We start from the raw sequence: 14,458 nt of genomic DNA, 5'->3' as shown, positions 1-14,458 counted from the left end.
CCTGGCCGCGCGGCCCGGCTGCAAAGTCCCTAACCTGCGCTGACTTGGAAACATACAGCGCATTCGCTTAACGGAGCTCAGCGTAATGGCAAAATCCATGATTAAACATCCCGAATCCAGCGCGGACACTTTGAAACAAGCTTGGCAAGACCTGCGCGCCGATCACCCGCATATGCGGATTCGCGATGCCGCGGCGACTTTGGGCGTCAGCGAAGCCGAACTGCTGGCAACCGACTGCGGCAACCGGGTCACCCGCTTGCGGGAACACTGGCCCGCGCTGCTGGGCGCGGTCGGCACCTTGGGTCCGGTGATGGCCTTGACCCGCAACGCTTTTGCGGTGCACGAAAAAACCGGGCTCTACGAGGATATACGTCCATGCGGCGACTTTATCCTGATTACCGGACACCATATCGAGCTGTGCCTTTCGACCGGCGTTTGGCATTCGGGTTTCGCAGTGATGGAAGAATCGCATCTCGGCCCGCGCCACAGCCTGCAATTTTTCGACACAGACGGCGAGGCCGTGCACAAGATTTATCTGACCGATCATTCCAATGCCGGCCCTTACCGGCGCTTAGTCGACATCTTTCGTGCCGACGATCAGTCGCCCAATCTGGAACTACCCACCGAAGGCACCAAGCTGGCGCTTGACGCCCTCGCCTCATCACAGGATTTACCGGAACACTGGCGGCGTTTGCTGCTTGCCCACACGACCGAGGCTGTTCTCGCAGGCCGGATTGCCACGCCGGCGCTACGCGAGCTCATGCGGCAACTGGCGGGACTGCTGTTGCCGATACAAGTGCTGGTCGGCAATCCCGGCGCGATGCAACTGCACGACGGCCCGATTCAAAACCTGAAAATTACCGGCCCCTGGTTCAATGTCCTGGATCAGGGTTTCAATCTGCATCTTAACGAAATGGCCGTGGCCGGCGCGAACATCGTCCAACTCACTTACCAGCAGCGGGATTTGACCGGCCTGCTGGTTCGTGACCAAAACCAACAGAGCATCGCCTCCATCTTCGGCGGTTACGACGAAACCAACGGCGAAAGCGTTTTCTGGCGCGACTTGCTACTAGCCTCGGCGGTTACAGGAGGTTCCTAGCATTTTGCATCGCTACCCAAAACCGTAAACCGACACATTTTATTGATTCCCCCACACCTGGAAACCAGCATGAACCACAAGACCATCGATCTCGAACAAGTCAGAGCCGCTTATACCGCTCTGCCGCAAACATTTTCCTCCGCGCTAATGGCCACGGTCAGCGCCTCCGGCGAACCCGAAGCCAGTTACGCCGCCTATGTGCGGCACGACGGCCAATATTACGTGTATGTCAGCGAACTATCGGCCCACACCCAAAACCTGTTGAACAACGGCCGGGTTTGTCTGTTGTTCGTCGAGGACGAAGACAAAGCCGCGCATTTGTTCGCCCGGCAACGCGTTACCTATCACTGCTCGGCCGGCGAAATCGACCGCGATACCGACGCTTTCGCATACATCATGGGCTTATTCGAGGAAAAATTCGGCGCGTTCATGAAACAGTTACAAAACATGCAGGACTTTCATCTGTTTTGCATCCGTCCGCAACGCGGCAGTTTCGTGCAAGGCTTTGCCAAGGCGTTTTCGATAGAAGGCGACGATCTGGCGCAAATCCGCCACGTCAACGATGTCGGCCATAAACAGCGTAAAGCCGAAGCGGAAGCCGATGCCCAGGCTTAATTGCAAACCCAGGTAATGCGCCGAGGCTAGGCATTCGGTTGGAAGCGCTTGGTCGCGACTCGCACCGACTTTTGATTTGTAGAGAGCATCTAAAACCCCAATATGAAACCGACCACATCCCTAAGCCATAAACTTGCGCAAGCGGCATGCGCGGCCCTCCTCTGGCTATCGGCCGTCGTGCCGGCCGCCGCCGGGCCGGGCCGCATCGTTTCGGTCGGCGGCGCGTTGACCGAAATCGTCTACGCCCTAGGCGGCGCGGAGCGTCTGGTCGGCGTCGATAGCACCAGCCTGATGCCGGCCGCCGCCCAGGCGCTGCCGCAAGTCGGCTACATGCGCACACTGTCGGCCGAAGGCGTCCTGTCGCTGCGTCCCGACCTGCTGCTGGCCAGCGCCCACTCCGGGCCACCGGCGGTGCTGGAACAATTACGCGCGGCCGGTGTGCGTATCGAAACGCTGGCCGAGGATTATTCCGCCGCCGGCATTGCCGCCAAAATCGGCGCGATTGCCGGTTTGCTGGATAAAGCCGAGCAAGGCCGGGAACTGGCCGGCCAAGTGCAAGCCGATTTCGACCGGTTGGCGCAGTGGCGCGCGCAAAGCCGTGAACAGCCCAAGGTGCTGTTTTTGATGGCGGTGGCTCACGGCGCGCCGCTGGCTTCAGGACGCGGCACCGTCGCCGACGCGGTGTTAACGCTGGCCGGCGCCACCAACGCCGCCGGCGAACTGCAAGGCAACAAACCCATCAGTACCGAAGCGATGATCGCCGCCGCGCCGGACGTGATTTTGTTAACCGACGTGGCCGCCAACGCCATCGGCGGTCTGGAGGCGTTCTACCGACAACCCGGCATCGCCCAAACCCCGGCCGGCCGACAGCGTAAAGTCTTCGTGGTCGATACCCTGGCCTTGCTCGGTTTTGGCTTGCACAGCGGTCAGGCGGTGCTGGAACTGGCCAAACGACTGCACGGCGAGCCGGCGGTCGCTATCGACGCGGGTGCCGGCCGATGACAGTCCATGCTGCGGCCGCATTAGCCGGACCGCGTCTTCGGCTGAAACCGGCCTTGAGCCGCGCCGGCCTGTGCTGGCTGCTGGCATTGCTGCTGGTCGCCGTAGCCTTGGCCGCTCTGGGCAGCGGCGCGGTCGCCATCTCGGCCGGCCAGGCCGTCGCCATCGTCGCCGACCGGTTCGGTATCGCCCTGCCCTGGCCGTTCGGCGCCGACCAGCAAGCGGTGCTGTTGGCGATTCGCGCGCCGCGCCTGGTGTTGGGATTGCTGGTCGGGGGAGCCTTGGCCGCGTCCGGCGCGGCGATGCAGGGTTTATTCCGCAATCCGCTGGCCGATCCGGCCTTGATCGGCGTTTCCAGCGGCGCGGCGCTGGCCGCGGCGGCCGTCATCGTTTTGCGCGACAGTCTGTTTGGCGCTGTGGCCGGCGCATTCGGCGCCTATTTATTGCCGGTCGCGGCCATACTCGGCGGCTTTGCGGTCAGTTGGCTGGTGTACCGGCTGGCCGACAGCGGCGACCGGCTGGACGTAGCCTCGCTGTTACTGTCCGGCATCGCCATCAACGCGCTGGCCGGCTCGGCCACCGGCTTACTGGTCTATCTGGCCGACGACGACCAGTTGCGCAGCTTGACCTTCTGGAGCCTGGGCAGCCTTAACGGTGCCGGCTGGGACGGCGTCGCCATCGGTGCGCCGTTTTTACTGGCCAATTTGCTGCTGTTGCCGTGGCTGGCCGATGCCTTGAACGCTTTGCTGCTCGGCGAGGCCGAAGCCGGCCATTTGGGATTTCCGGTCGAACGCATCAAAACCGGCGTGGTGGCCTTAGTCGCGCTTGGCGTCGGCGCGGCGGTGGCCTTATCCGGCGTGATCGGTTTCATCGGCCTGGTGGTGCCGCATCTATTGCGGCTGGCACTGGGGCCGGATCACCGCTGGCTGTTGCCCGCGTCGGCGCTGCTCGGCGCCTTGCTGCTGATCTGCGCCGATTATCTGGCCTGCAGCTTGGCGGCGCCGGCCGAAATCCCGATCGGCATCGTCACCGGCCTGCTCGGCAGCCCGTTTTTTCTGTGGCTGCTGTTCCGGCAAAAACTGATGGGCCATTGACATGCTGCAAGCCATAGACCTGAGCTTACGCATCGGTGCGAAAACCTTGCTGGACGGCGTGACGCTGGAACTGCGCCCCGGCGAAGTGCTGGCCGTGGCCGGCCCGAACGGCGCCGGCAAATCCAGCCTGTTGCGGGCCATGAGCGGCGAGTTGGCGCCGTTGGCCGGCCAAGTGAGGATGAACGGCCGGCCGCTGGCCGCATGGCCGCCGCAGCGCACGGCGTTGCTGCGCGGCGTGTTGCCGCAAAGTTCCGGGTTGGCATTCCGATTCATGGTGCGCGACGTGGCCCAGATGGGCCGCAGCCCGCAACGCAAAAGCCACAGCGCCGCGCAAAACCGGGCCATCGCCGAACAAGCGCTAGCAATGACCGATACCGGCCATCTGGCCGAGCGCATCTACACCACGCTGTCCGGCGGCGAACGCCAGCGGGTGCAACTGGCAAGGGTACTGGCGCAAATCTGGGAGCCGCAAGACCCGTTGCACCGCTATTTGTTGCTGGACGAACCGACCTCGGCGCTGGACCTGGCCCACCAGCACGCGGTGCTGGTCATCGCTCGCCGCTTCGCAGATGAACAACAGGCCGGCGTGCTGGCGGTCTTACACGACCTGAATCTGGCCGCGCTGTATGCCGACCGCATCGCGCTATTGCATCAAGGCCGGCTGGCCGCCATCGGCACGCCAGCGCAAACCCTGAACAGCGAGGTGATCCGGCAAGTGTTCGCTCACCCGGTCAGCATCAGTAGTCATCCGCAAATCCCGGGCGCGCCGTTGGTGATTCCGCGGCGGCAGGCCGCGCCGGGCGTTGTGGGGCAATGAGGAATGCGTTAACAAAAGCCGCCAGGGAAGGCGGCACCTTACGATTCAATGCCACAGTTTTTCCGGTATGGCGATGGTATATTGGAAGTGAAATCGAATAAACTGGCAGCGAACGCTAGCCCTGTTGCGATCAGTCGATCCAGTGATTCAATTTTGCCGATTGCTCCGTTACCGGTGATCAGTTTTGATTGCCGAATGGTATGCAGACAGGAAAATCCCGTGCTAACCAATCAGTTATTGCAAAAATGAGTATTAGCTTGGTGATATGCGAAAACTGTTTAGTTACTAGTTGGGGCCATAGGAACTACCATGAACGAGATTGATGTTCTGAAAAGATTGCCTCGAACCTCACAGAGCGCAAGAATTCCGCAGCTCTCAGTAACTATCGTGTTCTTTGCAGCAACATTGCATTCTTGAACAAGGCTTTCGCGAATGCCATTGCCACTTTGCGAGGCATACATAGACAGATTGAGTCATCCCTCGCGGACGATTCGCATCTGAATCCGCAGTACAAGTCCGGCACTGATCTGAATGCGTTTGTCCCAATAGTCAGCCGGCTCCAACTCAACAGCTTTTCTGTCTTCGAGAAGCTCGCTGCGCTTACTGGGCCAGATGAACGGGCGCACATAACGCTGGAAAGCCTGTCGGCGCTTTCGAGAGGCTTCGCGACTATAACGATCTCGTTACCGCGACCAGACAGTACATAGACAGCATCGTCTCTGATTCCTACCAGCTATGTCTGCTTGATCCAAAGTCGTTCAATTATCACGTCCTCGTCTCCCTCAATAGCTTTAGCAAGTACGCGACCAAGTCCCTGGCTCATGCATTGTTCAATGCCGAGGTCGAAAGCGCCCTGAACGAGTTTGGAACCATCAAATTCAAGGATTGGGCAAAGTCTCACATCACTGAATGCAATCACAGCACTTTCGCCCAGAAGGTCGATTTCCTTTTCTCAGTCCTCGGTGCGCCATCCGACCCAGATCTGCCGGACGATCTAAAAAACCTATTCAAGTTCTCCTCTGAGTTCACTCACATTGGTTACATATCTACCTTCTTCACGTCCACGGCTGGCGCGGAGGTTATCTTCGGCGACGAAGACGAACCATATCTACCGAGCACGGAAAACTTCAGTGAGTTGAAGTACGAAATACTCGAAACTTCATGCAAGGCTTTACTAGCCACGTACATTCCAAGCCTCGTCAAATGCTTGGAAAAACTGATGCTGAAATCTCAGGCGGACAGATTTTCCGCATTACTGCATCAAAACGCCGCTGCGCTTTCCGATGCGATTGCTACTCGTAACTCCAAGTACTTCTTCATCAAAACCGGCTTGATCGGTTCAAGTTCATCGATTCCACTCACATGTATGTGCGGCGAAACAAGAACGTGGGTTCCCCCGCATGCGACAACAGACCTTTATTGCACTTCCTGCGGTAGTTCGTTCCAACTGCTTGAAGTCGATGGAGACGGTGGTTACATAATCACAAGCAACGGCCCAGCCAAAATCATCGGCGCTAATGTCCCGGACTTTAGCGATCTACCAATGGATGAACAGATAAAGCTACTGAAGCAGTGCGAAGAAGCAGCCAAGAAGCCGCATGCCCCCCAACCAGGCAGTCAACCGAACGCAGCTCAATAAAGCCGCGCAGCGCCGGTTATTTTTACGTTATGCCTCAAGAACAAAGGTTGAAAACATGAGCTACGGCAAGACAAGTTGCAACCCTTAATGTGTGTGACCTAGGTTGCCGGTGAGCTTGCGAACCGCACCATACGCGAAACGACTTAACTCATCCCGTGAGGTTTCGTTACCTCACCACACGCTATATGGTGGCCAGAAGACGGGCAATGGGTATTTCGCGATTTGCATCCGTCCATCCGACCCGGCGAACACATCGCCATCGTCGGTGCGTCCGGTTGCGGAAAGAGCACCTTGGTCAAGCTCTGCTTGGGTCCGCTGGAACCGACCGAGGGCCTCATCGAAATCGACGGTATGCCTATAAGCCAATTCGGATTGGCCAATTGGCGCCGGTTGGTGGGAGCGGTATAGCAGGAAGACCAGTTATTCTCGGGGAGCCTTCAGGAAAATATTTCCAGATTCGATTTACAAACCAATTTCGAACTACTTAAACAAAGCGCTCAACTCGCCGGGATCGACCATGAAATCGAGGTTCTACCCATGCGTTATCTATCCCAGGTTGGCGACATGGGCAGCAGTTTCTCCGGCGGGCAAAAGCAACGGCTCATCATCGCGCGGGCGCTCTACAAAGTGCCGTCAGTACTGGTCCTGGACGAAGCAACCAGCCACTTGGATGTCGAAAAAGAGCGGAAGGTGAATTTGGCAATTAATTCTTTAAACATCACCCGATTAACCATCGCCCATAGACCGGAAACCATAGACATGGCGGACAGAGTCGTCTCTCTGGATAAGAGCATATACAGCGAAAGCAGAATGGGTAGTTTCTGAAGGCTATTCCGCGATCCAACTATTAAGTTGACCCTGAATAAATTCTAACCAATTGATTTATTCAGGGGCGACTATTTTAGGAAAACCGCCGGGGATTTTCCGGCAAGTGGGGTTTCGCTAATTGAGTCTGGTACTGGATTTAACAACAGTAAATCCGGCGCGTTTGCTTTTGTCTTTTTGACCGGCTCTGGCCTGGTGCGCGGCTTCGGACATGGTGTCGGCAAAGCTCAGGAAGTCGGCAACTTCCAGGCGCAAGGACATGTTCTGCAAATGCAGATGTACAACGCCGCATTCGCGGCAAATCAATACCTTACTTAACTCCGTCGCCGCCAAACATTCGTGGGTACAGGGTTTCTTGCTCATACGTTTACTCCTTCAAAAATCGTCTGGGATTGGGTAAAAACTTTTAAGCGCATTAAAAACTATTGCCGCTCCGGATTCGCTAAACCACGACTGAGCTTGGCTTTTGTCTGAGACAAGAACATTTTCCAAACGATTTGTTTCGACCCTAGATCAAGACATCGGAAATCCGTGGCATGGATTTCGCCTTTTTCGACCAACGCCGCCAAAACGTCCGGAGCGATTGCCAAGCGCACAGCCTCGGGTTCTCTAAATAAGGGGAATAATCTTTTCACGTCACGGCAGCTGATTTTTAATCTGACTCAAATGATAATTATTCTCATTTGAAAAGTAAAGTATTTCTTCGCCCTTGAAAATTTCAGCCGTTAATTCGCCATTTTTTTTGCAGGCGTAAGGCTGCTTTCCGCAAACCTTTAGGCTACCGAGCTCCCGAAACGGCTCGAATGCTTTCAAAGATGTAAGCCTATCCAAACTTTGATTTCGAATGGGGAAACGGTCTGCACACAAATTCCGGAGTTGACATTAGCCTCAAAAAAAATAAAATGAGAATCGTTATTATTTGAGAATGATCTTATTTCTCGGCTTTTTGGAGCCGCATAGCTCGAATAGCGATCAATAACCGATGGACAATAACTGTCGGTTCGTAAAATCTTAGCCACCCAGCATTCCCCGCCAGGCAGCCAGCAACATTTATTTAGTCACGGGAATACTATGTCTGCAAACCATTCGACCACTAAAAAAAACACCCCTGCCAAGTGGCGCTTAGGGGCGCTCTTGCCGCTGGGCGCGGCTCTGAGCGGGGCGGCATTCGCCGCCGACCCGAGCGCCGACGTAGCGGCCAACAATGATCAAGAAGTGGTTTTGGAAGACGTTAAAGTCAAAGCCAACCGCGAAAAGCAAGCCATTCGTTTCAAAGCCGAAACCTCGACCACCGGCAGTAAAACCGAGATGGCGCTGCGCGATATTCCGCAGTCTGTCAGCGTGGTGAAAAAAGAACTGATCGAGTCGCAAAACGCCTTCAACCTGCGCGACGCTTTACGCAACGTCAGCGGCCTGACGATTGCCGCCGGCGAAGGCGGCCGCACCGGCGACTCGATTACCCTACGCGGCTTCGCCGCCAGCTCGGATCAATATTTGGACGGGGTCAAGGACAACGGCCAATACAATCGCGACACATTCTTCATCGAAAAAGCCGAAGTGCTGAAAGGCGCTTCGTCGATATTATTCGGCCGCGGCGCCACCGGCGGCGTGATCAATCAAGTCGCGAAGAAACCCACCGGTAAAACCGGGATTAACGGCAGTTTTACCTATGGCTTGTACGATTTCAAACGCACCGCCATCGACACCGAAACCAAATATCAAGATTTATCGGCCCGGCTGAATGTAATGTACCAAGACGCCGATTCCTACCGCGACTACAACTTCAGCAATCGCTGGGGTATCGCGCCTTCGTTCAAATGGGACATTAGCGCCGATACCGATTTAACTCTAAATCTACTGCATCAACAGGAAGAAGGCGTATTCGATTACGGCGTGCCTATGTACCGAGGCCGGCCGGCCGGCGTGCCTATCAACACCTTTTATGGCTTTACCGATAACCGGATGATGGACACCGATGTCAATGTGGCCACGGTGGCATTAACCCACCGTTTCAACCAGGATTTTTCGGTGAAAAACTCGATCCGCTACGGCGATTACGAACGTAAATACCTGACCCATCTTTATTCCGGCGCGGCGGCATACACCGGAGCCGATGCCGGCACTATCGCCCGTTCGCAAGCCTTGCGCCTGAATACCCAGGAAAACATCTACAACCAGACCGATTTTGTCTATAAAAAACCCTTGTTCGGCTTTAACAATACTTTGATGTTCGGTAGCGAATTCGGCTGGGAAGAATACGATTTCAAATCGAAAAACTCGACTGGCGTCAGCCGGGTGTCGATATTCAATCCCCGTCTTACCGCCAGCGTGACCGGCTTGGCGTACGACTTCAGCGGCACTTTGGATACCAATCGGCTGACGCAAGCCCAAACTTACGCCGGCTACGTTTTGGATCAATTCGAGATCAGTCCGGAATGGAAATTGTTGGCCGGCACCCGTTACGATGTGTTCGACGCTCAACAGACCGACCGCATTGGCACAGCCGACTTTAACACCAGTGTTGACCAATGGAGCCCGCGCGGGGGTATCGTCTGGCAACCCAGCAAAGCCCAGTCCTATTACTTCAGTTACGGCAAATCGTTTAATCCGTCTGCGGAAAGCCTCAGTCTATCAGCCAATAATGCCAACCTGCCGCCCGAGCAAAATCACAACTACGAGATCGGCGGCAAATGGGAGCTGTTCGACGGCAAACTGTCAGCCACTGCCGCCTTGTTCCGACTGGAAAAAACCAATGCCCGCACCACCTCGCCGCTGGATGCCAACCTGCAAGTCCTCGCGGGAGAGCAAAGTACCGACGGCTTCGAGGCCGGATTAGCTGGCGAAGTATTACCGAAGTGGGATGTCTCGTTGACCTATGCCTATCTTGATTCGAAAATCACCAAATCTACATCAACAGCAACCGGCTCGGTCAGCGGCTTAGTGAAATCGTTTGAGGGGATGACGGCCGTCAACGTGCCGGAACACAGCGGCGTAGCCTGGAGCACCTACCACTTGACCGACAACTGGGAAGTCGGCGGCGGTGTGTACTACGCCAGCCACCGCTATGCCGACAGCGTCAACGAAGCGGTATTGCCGGGTTACGCCCGCCTGGATGCGGTGGTGGCCTATCACCAAAAACATTACGACGTGCAACTCAATGTGTTTAACCTGACCGATACCGTCTATTACGAATCCGGACAAACCAACTCGGCCTTGCCGGGCATGCCGGTGTCCGGGCAATTGACGGTGAGCTTTAAATACTAAACTCTGCGTGTTTGAACTGTTAAGCAACATCCGCCAGTAGCGAGATTGTTTAACCGTTCCACCCGATCCGCAAAAACCTTAATTGCAATTGCCATAGCCAGATTTTGGAACCCGACCCATGAACACCGCAACCGATTCATTATTGACGCCAGTCGCCCGCCCGCCCAAGAAAACCAACGGCGGCTATCTGTTTTTACCGAAAAACCTGTCGCGCGGCGCCTTCCTGAAATGGTTGCGCCGCACCCATGCCTGGTTCGGGCTATGGGGCGCCGCGCTGGGCCTGCTATTCGGTTTTACCGGGATTTTAATGAACCACCGCGACGTACTGAAAATCCCCATCGGCCGCATGGAACAAAAAGAAATTCAACTGGCATTGCCGGAACCGCACCCCGCGGACCCGAAAGCGCTGGCCGCCTGGCTAGGCCAAACTTTAGGCGTCGATACCACCCACGCCAAAATCCGCAAGGAACCCGGTAAAACCGTGACCTGGAACAATCAACCGGTCCAGCAACCGGCATCCTGGCAAATTAACGTCCGTAATCCGCAAAAGATGTTGTCCGCCGACTACTGGGAAGGCAACGCCTTTGTCACGGTCAAGCAAGGCGAGGCAAACTTGTTGACTACTCTGAATAGTCTGCATAAGGGCACCGGCATGGGCGTCGGCTGGGTCTTATTGGTGGATACCCTGGCGGGGGGCCTGATCCTGCTGGCCTTGACCGGCACTTTGCTGTGGACCAGGCTGCACGGCAACCGCTTAGCCGCCGCCGGATTAGGGCTGGGCTCCATGAGTTTGGCGGTGTTTTTTGCCATGCAAGCCATCTCGGGCTAGACGATGTTGATCCAAATTCCGGAAGTTCTTTCCTCTACCGAACTGCAACAGCTTGGCGACATTCTGGCCGACGCGCCTTGGGCGGATGGCCGCATCACTGCCGGCAGTCAGTCGGCACAGGTCAAAAACAACTGGCAACTGCCGGAGCAAACCGAGCAAAGTCACGCCGCCCGCGCCATCTTGCTGGGCGCCTTGAATCGCAACCCACTGTTTCTGTCGGCGGCACTGCCGAAAAAGATTTTCCCGCCTTTGTTCAATCGCTATGCCGGTGAACACAACACCTTCGGCAACCATATCGATAACGCCATCCGCCACTGCCCGATCAGCGGCGAACGGGTACGCACCGATTTGTCGGCGACGATTTTCCTCGCCGATCCGGACAGTTACGATGGCGGCGAACTGGTCATCGAAGACACCTACGGCGAGCATGCCGTGAAGCTGGCGGCTGGAGATATGGTGCTATACCCCGGCTCCAGCCTGCACCGGGTGGCGCCGGTGACGCGCGGCGCGCGGCTGGCCTCGTTCTTCTGGCTGGAAAGCATGGTACGGGAAACCGAGCGTCGCCGCCTTTTATTTGAAATGGATATGGCTATCCTGGAATTGCGCAACACGGCGGGCGACAGCGCCCCGACCGTCAACCTGACAGGTTGTTACCACAACCTGCTAAGGATGTGGGCGGAGCTGTGAAACACGCCTGATGGTAATCCCGGCTCTTATAGGCCCAGTATCGTCATTCCCGCGAAAACGGGAGCGACAATATGTAGGGGCCGGGTAACAACAAACCGCGTCAACTTCAGTCCTCTTGCCACTTCAGTTGGCATGCCGCTGAAAACTTTAACTTCATCCCTCCAACGGCCAACGGGATTCGCCCTCCGCCATTTGCTTAGCCCTCAGCGCCCCACGCTTCACCAAATTTTTACAATCAGCAACACTGTCAGCCATTACATTGACCCATTTACCCAGCGTTTAATATCTTGCATTCGTCATTTCCGCTAAGGCGGGAACCACGATAGTTAACGGCGCAAGAGCGGACATCCAATGCCATGGATGGCAAGCTTCACCCCGGCCATGGGGCCTGGATTACGCCAATCGCTGCCGGAATGGCCAGCACCTTTTCGCATCTAACAAAGTAGAATGAATAAATGTTACAAAAACTTTGTGATAAACCGATGCTGCGCTACATTTGCAACTGAAGAATTAACCCGAGAGACACTCTGTCTCTCGCCATGCCCCATTTGCTACAGAATGAAAAATACCTTTTACACCGTTTGGATAGGTGCGCTATGTTTGGCTGTCCATGCGGAAATTGCTTCGGCCGATACCGATTTAACCGAGTTGAATATAGAAGAACTGCTATCGGTAAAAATCACATCCGTTTCAAAAAAAGCCCAAGCGCTGGGCGATGCGGCGGCTGCGGTATTTGTCATCAGCAACGACGACATCAAACGCGCCGGCGCCACCAACATTCCGGACGCACTGCGTCTGGCGCCCGGCATTGACGTCGGCCGCATAGACGCCAACAAATGGGCGGTCAGCTCGCGCGGCTTTAACGGCCGGTTTTCCAATAAATTACTGGTGTTGATAGACGGCCGAAACATTTACACACCTGCGTTTTCCGGCGTGTATTGGGAGATGCAAGATGTCATGCTGGAAGACGTGGACCGCATTGAGGTAATACGCGGCTCTGGCGCAGCACTATGGGGAGCCAACGCCGTGAATGGCGTGATCAACATCATCACCAAACATGCCGCAGATACCCAAGGCGGCTTGCTCAGCGCCGGCGGCGGCAGCGAGGAACGCGGCTTCGGCTCATTCCGTTACGGCGGCAAACTCAACGAAACCACCAGCGGCCGGGCGTATATCAAAGGTTTTGAGCGCGACGCCCTCAGCAGACCTGCCGGCCAGCCCGCCGGCGATGCCTGGAGCAAAATGCAAGGCGGCTTTCGCATAGACTCAGACTGGTCCGCCGCCGACTCCGCCACCGTGCAAGGCGATGTTTATCATAGCGATTTAAACCAACAAATCGGTTTAGCCGCGCTCACGACTCCCTATCGAGAAACCATTTCCGACCAGGTCCAAGCCACCGGCGGCAACTTGCTTAGTCGTCTGCAACATCGCATTTCCGATACGTCAAATTACGCCCTGCAACTGTACTTTGACAGTTACGACCGCAGAGAAAGTTATATTGAAGAGGAACGCTATACCGGAGATGTGGATTTTCAACACCGCTTTGCTTTAAACGACTGGAACGACATAGTCTGGGGGGCTGGCTATCGGTATACCTACACCAAAGAAAACCAAGTTAAGCAGAGTATTGTTAATTTCACGCCACCTCAACGCGGCGAGAGTTATTTCAGTACCTTCCTGCAGGACCAATTAACCTTGGTGGACGAACAGCTGTGGCTCACGCTGGGTTCCAAACTGGAGCATAACGACTACACCGGCATAGAAGTGCAACCTACAGCCCGCCTACTCTGGGGACCGGACCCCAATCACCGCCTGTGGGCGGCGGTCTCCCGCGGCGTGCGCATTCCGTCGCGGGTGGATGCACATATGGAGTTGATCGGCCAAGTCGTGCCGCCGCTGACCAGCCCCAATAGCACGCCTTTACCGCTCGCCCTCGCGGTAACCGGTTCCAACGCTTTCCAAGCCGAAGAGGTCCTGGCCTATGAAACCGGCTATCGATACACGCCCAGCAATAGTTTTTCCATAGATTTATCGCTGTTTTATAACGATTATGAAAATCTGCGCTCTTACCATCCAGGGGCGACAGACCCGGCAAATGTGCCGTTTTTTATCAAACAGCCGTTGATCATCGACAACACCGGCAAGGGCAAAACCTATGGCGTGGAAACCGCAGTGGTTTGGAAGATGCTGGATTGGTGGCGCTGGGACCTGAGTTATAGCGTGCTTAAAACCGAGCTTTCCAGCAATCCGTATTATCAGGAAGCGGTATCGCCGCAGCACAAAACCTCGTTGCGCGCGATGCTCAATCCCACCGAGGACGTTACCCTGGATGCCTGGCTGCGGTATGTGGACAATGCCAGCGCCTTTACCCTCAGCGGGCCAGCCTATATTAGAGCCTACACCACCCTGGATTTGCGTCTGGCCTGGAAGCTGAATCAAGCTGTCGAGCTATCGCTGGTTGGGCAAAATCTATTGGATAACCAGCATTTGGAATATGTCCAGGAAACCTTCACCCAAGCCACCGAAGTGCAACGCGGCGTTTACGGCAAAGTGGTTTGGGAGTTTTGAGTTTGTAGTAAAACGACTGCGC

General features: G+C 55.9%; 11 protein-coding genes and 1 pseudogene. 11 read left to right on the top strand and 1 reads right to left on the bottom strand.

The window, feature by feature from the left end; all coding sequences use genetic code 11:
• The first annotated feature begins 97 nt into the window (after positions 1-97).
• The 7 genes and pseudogenes from G006_RS26295 (at position 98) to G006_RS29250 (ending at position 7,088) form a co-directional block, all read left to right on the top strand.
• Complete coding sequence (locus G006_RS26295) at positions 98-1,099, top strand: ChuX/HutX family heme-like substrate-binding protein (RefSeq protein WP_020485544.1); 1,002 nt, start codon at positions 98-100, stop codon at positions 1,097-1,099.
• 69 nt (positions 1,100-1,168) lie between these two features.
• Positions 1,169-1,714, top strand: a complete 546-nt coding sequence (locus G006_RS0122800) for a HugZ family pyridoxamine 5'-phosphate oxidase (RefSeq protein ID WP_020485543.1) — start codon at positions 1,169-1,171, stop codon at positions 1,712-1,714.
• Positions 1,715-1,816: 102 nt separating this feature from the next.
• A complete protein-coding gene (locus G006_RS0122795) occupies positions 1,817-2,716 on the top strand; it encodes a heme/hemin ABC transporter substrate-binding protein (RefSeq protein WP_020485542.1) in 900 nt (299 codons plus the stop codon).
• Complete coding sequence (locus tag G006_RS0122790) at positions 2,713-3,807, top strand: FecCD family ABC transporter permease (protein ID WP_020485541.1); 1,095 nt, start codon at positions 2,713-2,715, stop codon at positions 3,805-3,807. Before G006_RS0122795 ends, G006_RS0122790 begins: the two co-directional genes overlap by 4 nt.
• Position 3,808: 1 nt before the next feature.
• Positions 3,809-4,624, top strand: a complete 816-nt coding sequence (locus G006_RS0122785; protein ID WP_020485540.1) for a heme ABC transporter ATP-binding protein — start codon at positions 3,809-3,811, stop codon at positions 4,622-4,624.
• An 826-nt stretch (positions 4,625-5,450) separates the two neighbouring features.
• Complete coding sequence (locus G006_RS0122770; RefSeq protein ID WP_020485537.1) at positions 5,451-6,263, top strand: hypothetical protein; 813 nt, start codon at positions 5,451-5,453, stop codon at positions 6,261-6,263.
• 222 nt (positions 6,264-6,485) lie between these two features.
• Positions 6,486-7,088, top strand: a pseudogene (locus G006_RS29250) (ATP-binding cassette domain-containing protein).
• A gap of 117 nt (positions 7,089-7,205) precedes the next feature.
• Here the strand turns inward: G006_RS29250 and G006_RS0122755 are convergent.
• Complete coding sequence (locus tag G006_RS0122755; protein ID WP_020485534.1) at positions 7,206-7,451, bottom strand: hypothetical protein; 246 nt, start codon at positions 7,449-7,451, stop codon at positions 7,206-7,208.
• Positions 7,452-8,159: 708 nt separating this feature from the next.
• On the opposite strand from G006_RS0122755, the gene G006_RS0122745 reads away from it, so the two are divergent.
• The 4 genes from G006_RS0122745 to G006_RS0122730 all read left to right on the top strand — a co-directional run bounded on the left by G006_RS0122745 (position 8,160) and on the right by G006_RS0122730 (position 14,436).
• Positions 8,160-10,352, top strand: a complete 2,193-nt coding sequence (locus G006_RS0122745) for a TonB-dependent receptor (RefSeq protein ID WP_020485532.1) — start codon at positions 8,160-8,162, stop codon at positions 10,350-10,352.
• Positions 10,353-10,470: 118 nt separating this feature from the next.
• On the top strand, positions 10,471-11,181 hold the full coding sequence (locus G006_RS0122740) for a PepSY-associated TM helix domain-containing protein (RefSeq protein ID WP_020485531.1): 711 nt from the start codon (positions 10,471-10,473) through the stop codon (positions 11,179-11,181).
• A gap of 3 nt (positions 11,182-11,184) precedes the next feature.
• Entirely contained in the window at positions 11,185-11,868 is a 684-nt protein-coding gene (locus G006_RS0122735) for a Fe2+-dependent dioxygenase (protein WP_020485530.1), read from the top strand.
• Between the two features lie 558 nt (positions 11,869-12,426).
• Entirely contained in the window at positions 12,427-14,436 is a 2,010-nt protein-coding gene (locus tag G006_RS0122730) for a TonB-dependent receptor plug domain-containing protein (protein WP_020485529.1), read from the top strand.
• The last annotated feature ends 22 nt before the right edge of the window (positions 14,437-14,458 follow it).

The sequence above is a fragment of the Methylomonas sp. MK1 genome, assembly GCF_000365425.1.
GTDB lineage: Bacteria > Pseudomonadota > Gammaproteobacteria > Methylococcales > Methylomonadaceae > Methylomonas.
This window is presented reverse-complemented; position numbering and strand designations above follow the sequence as displayed.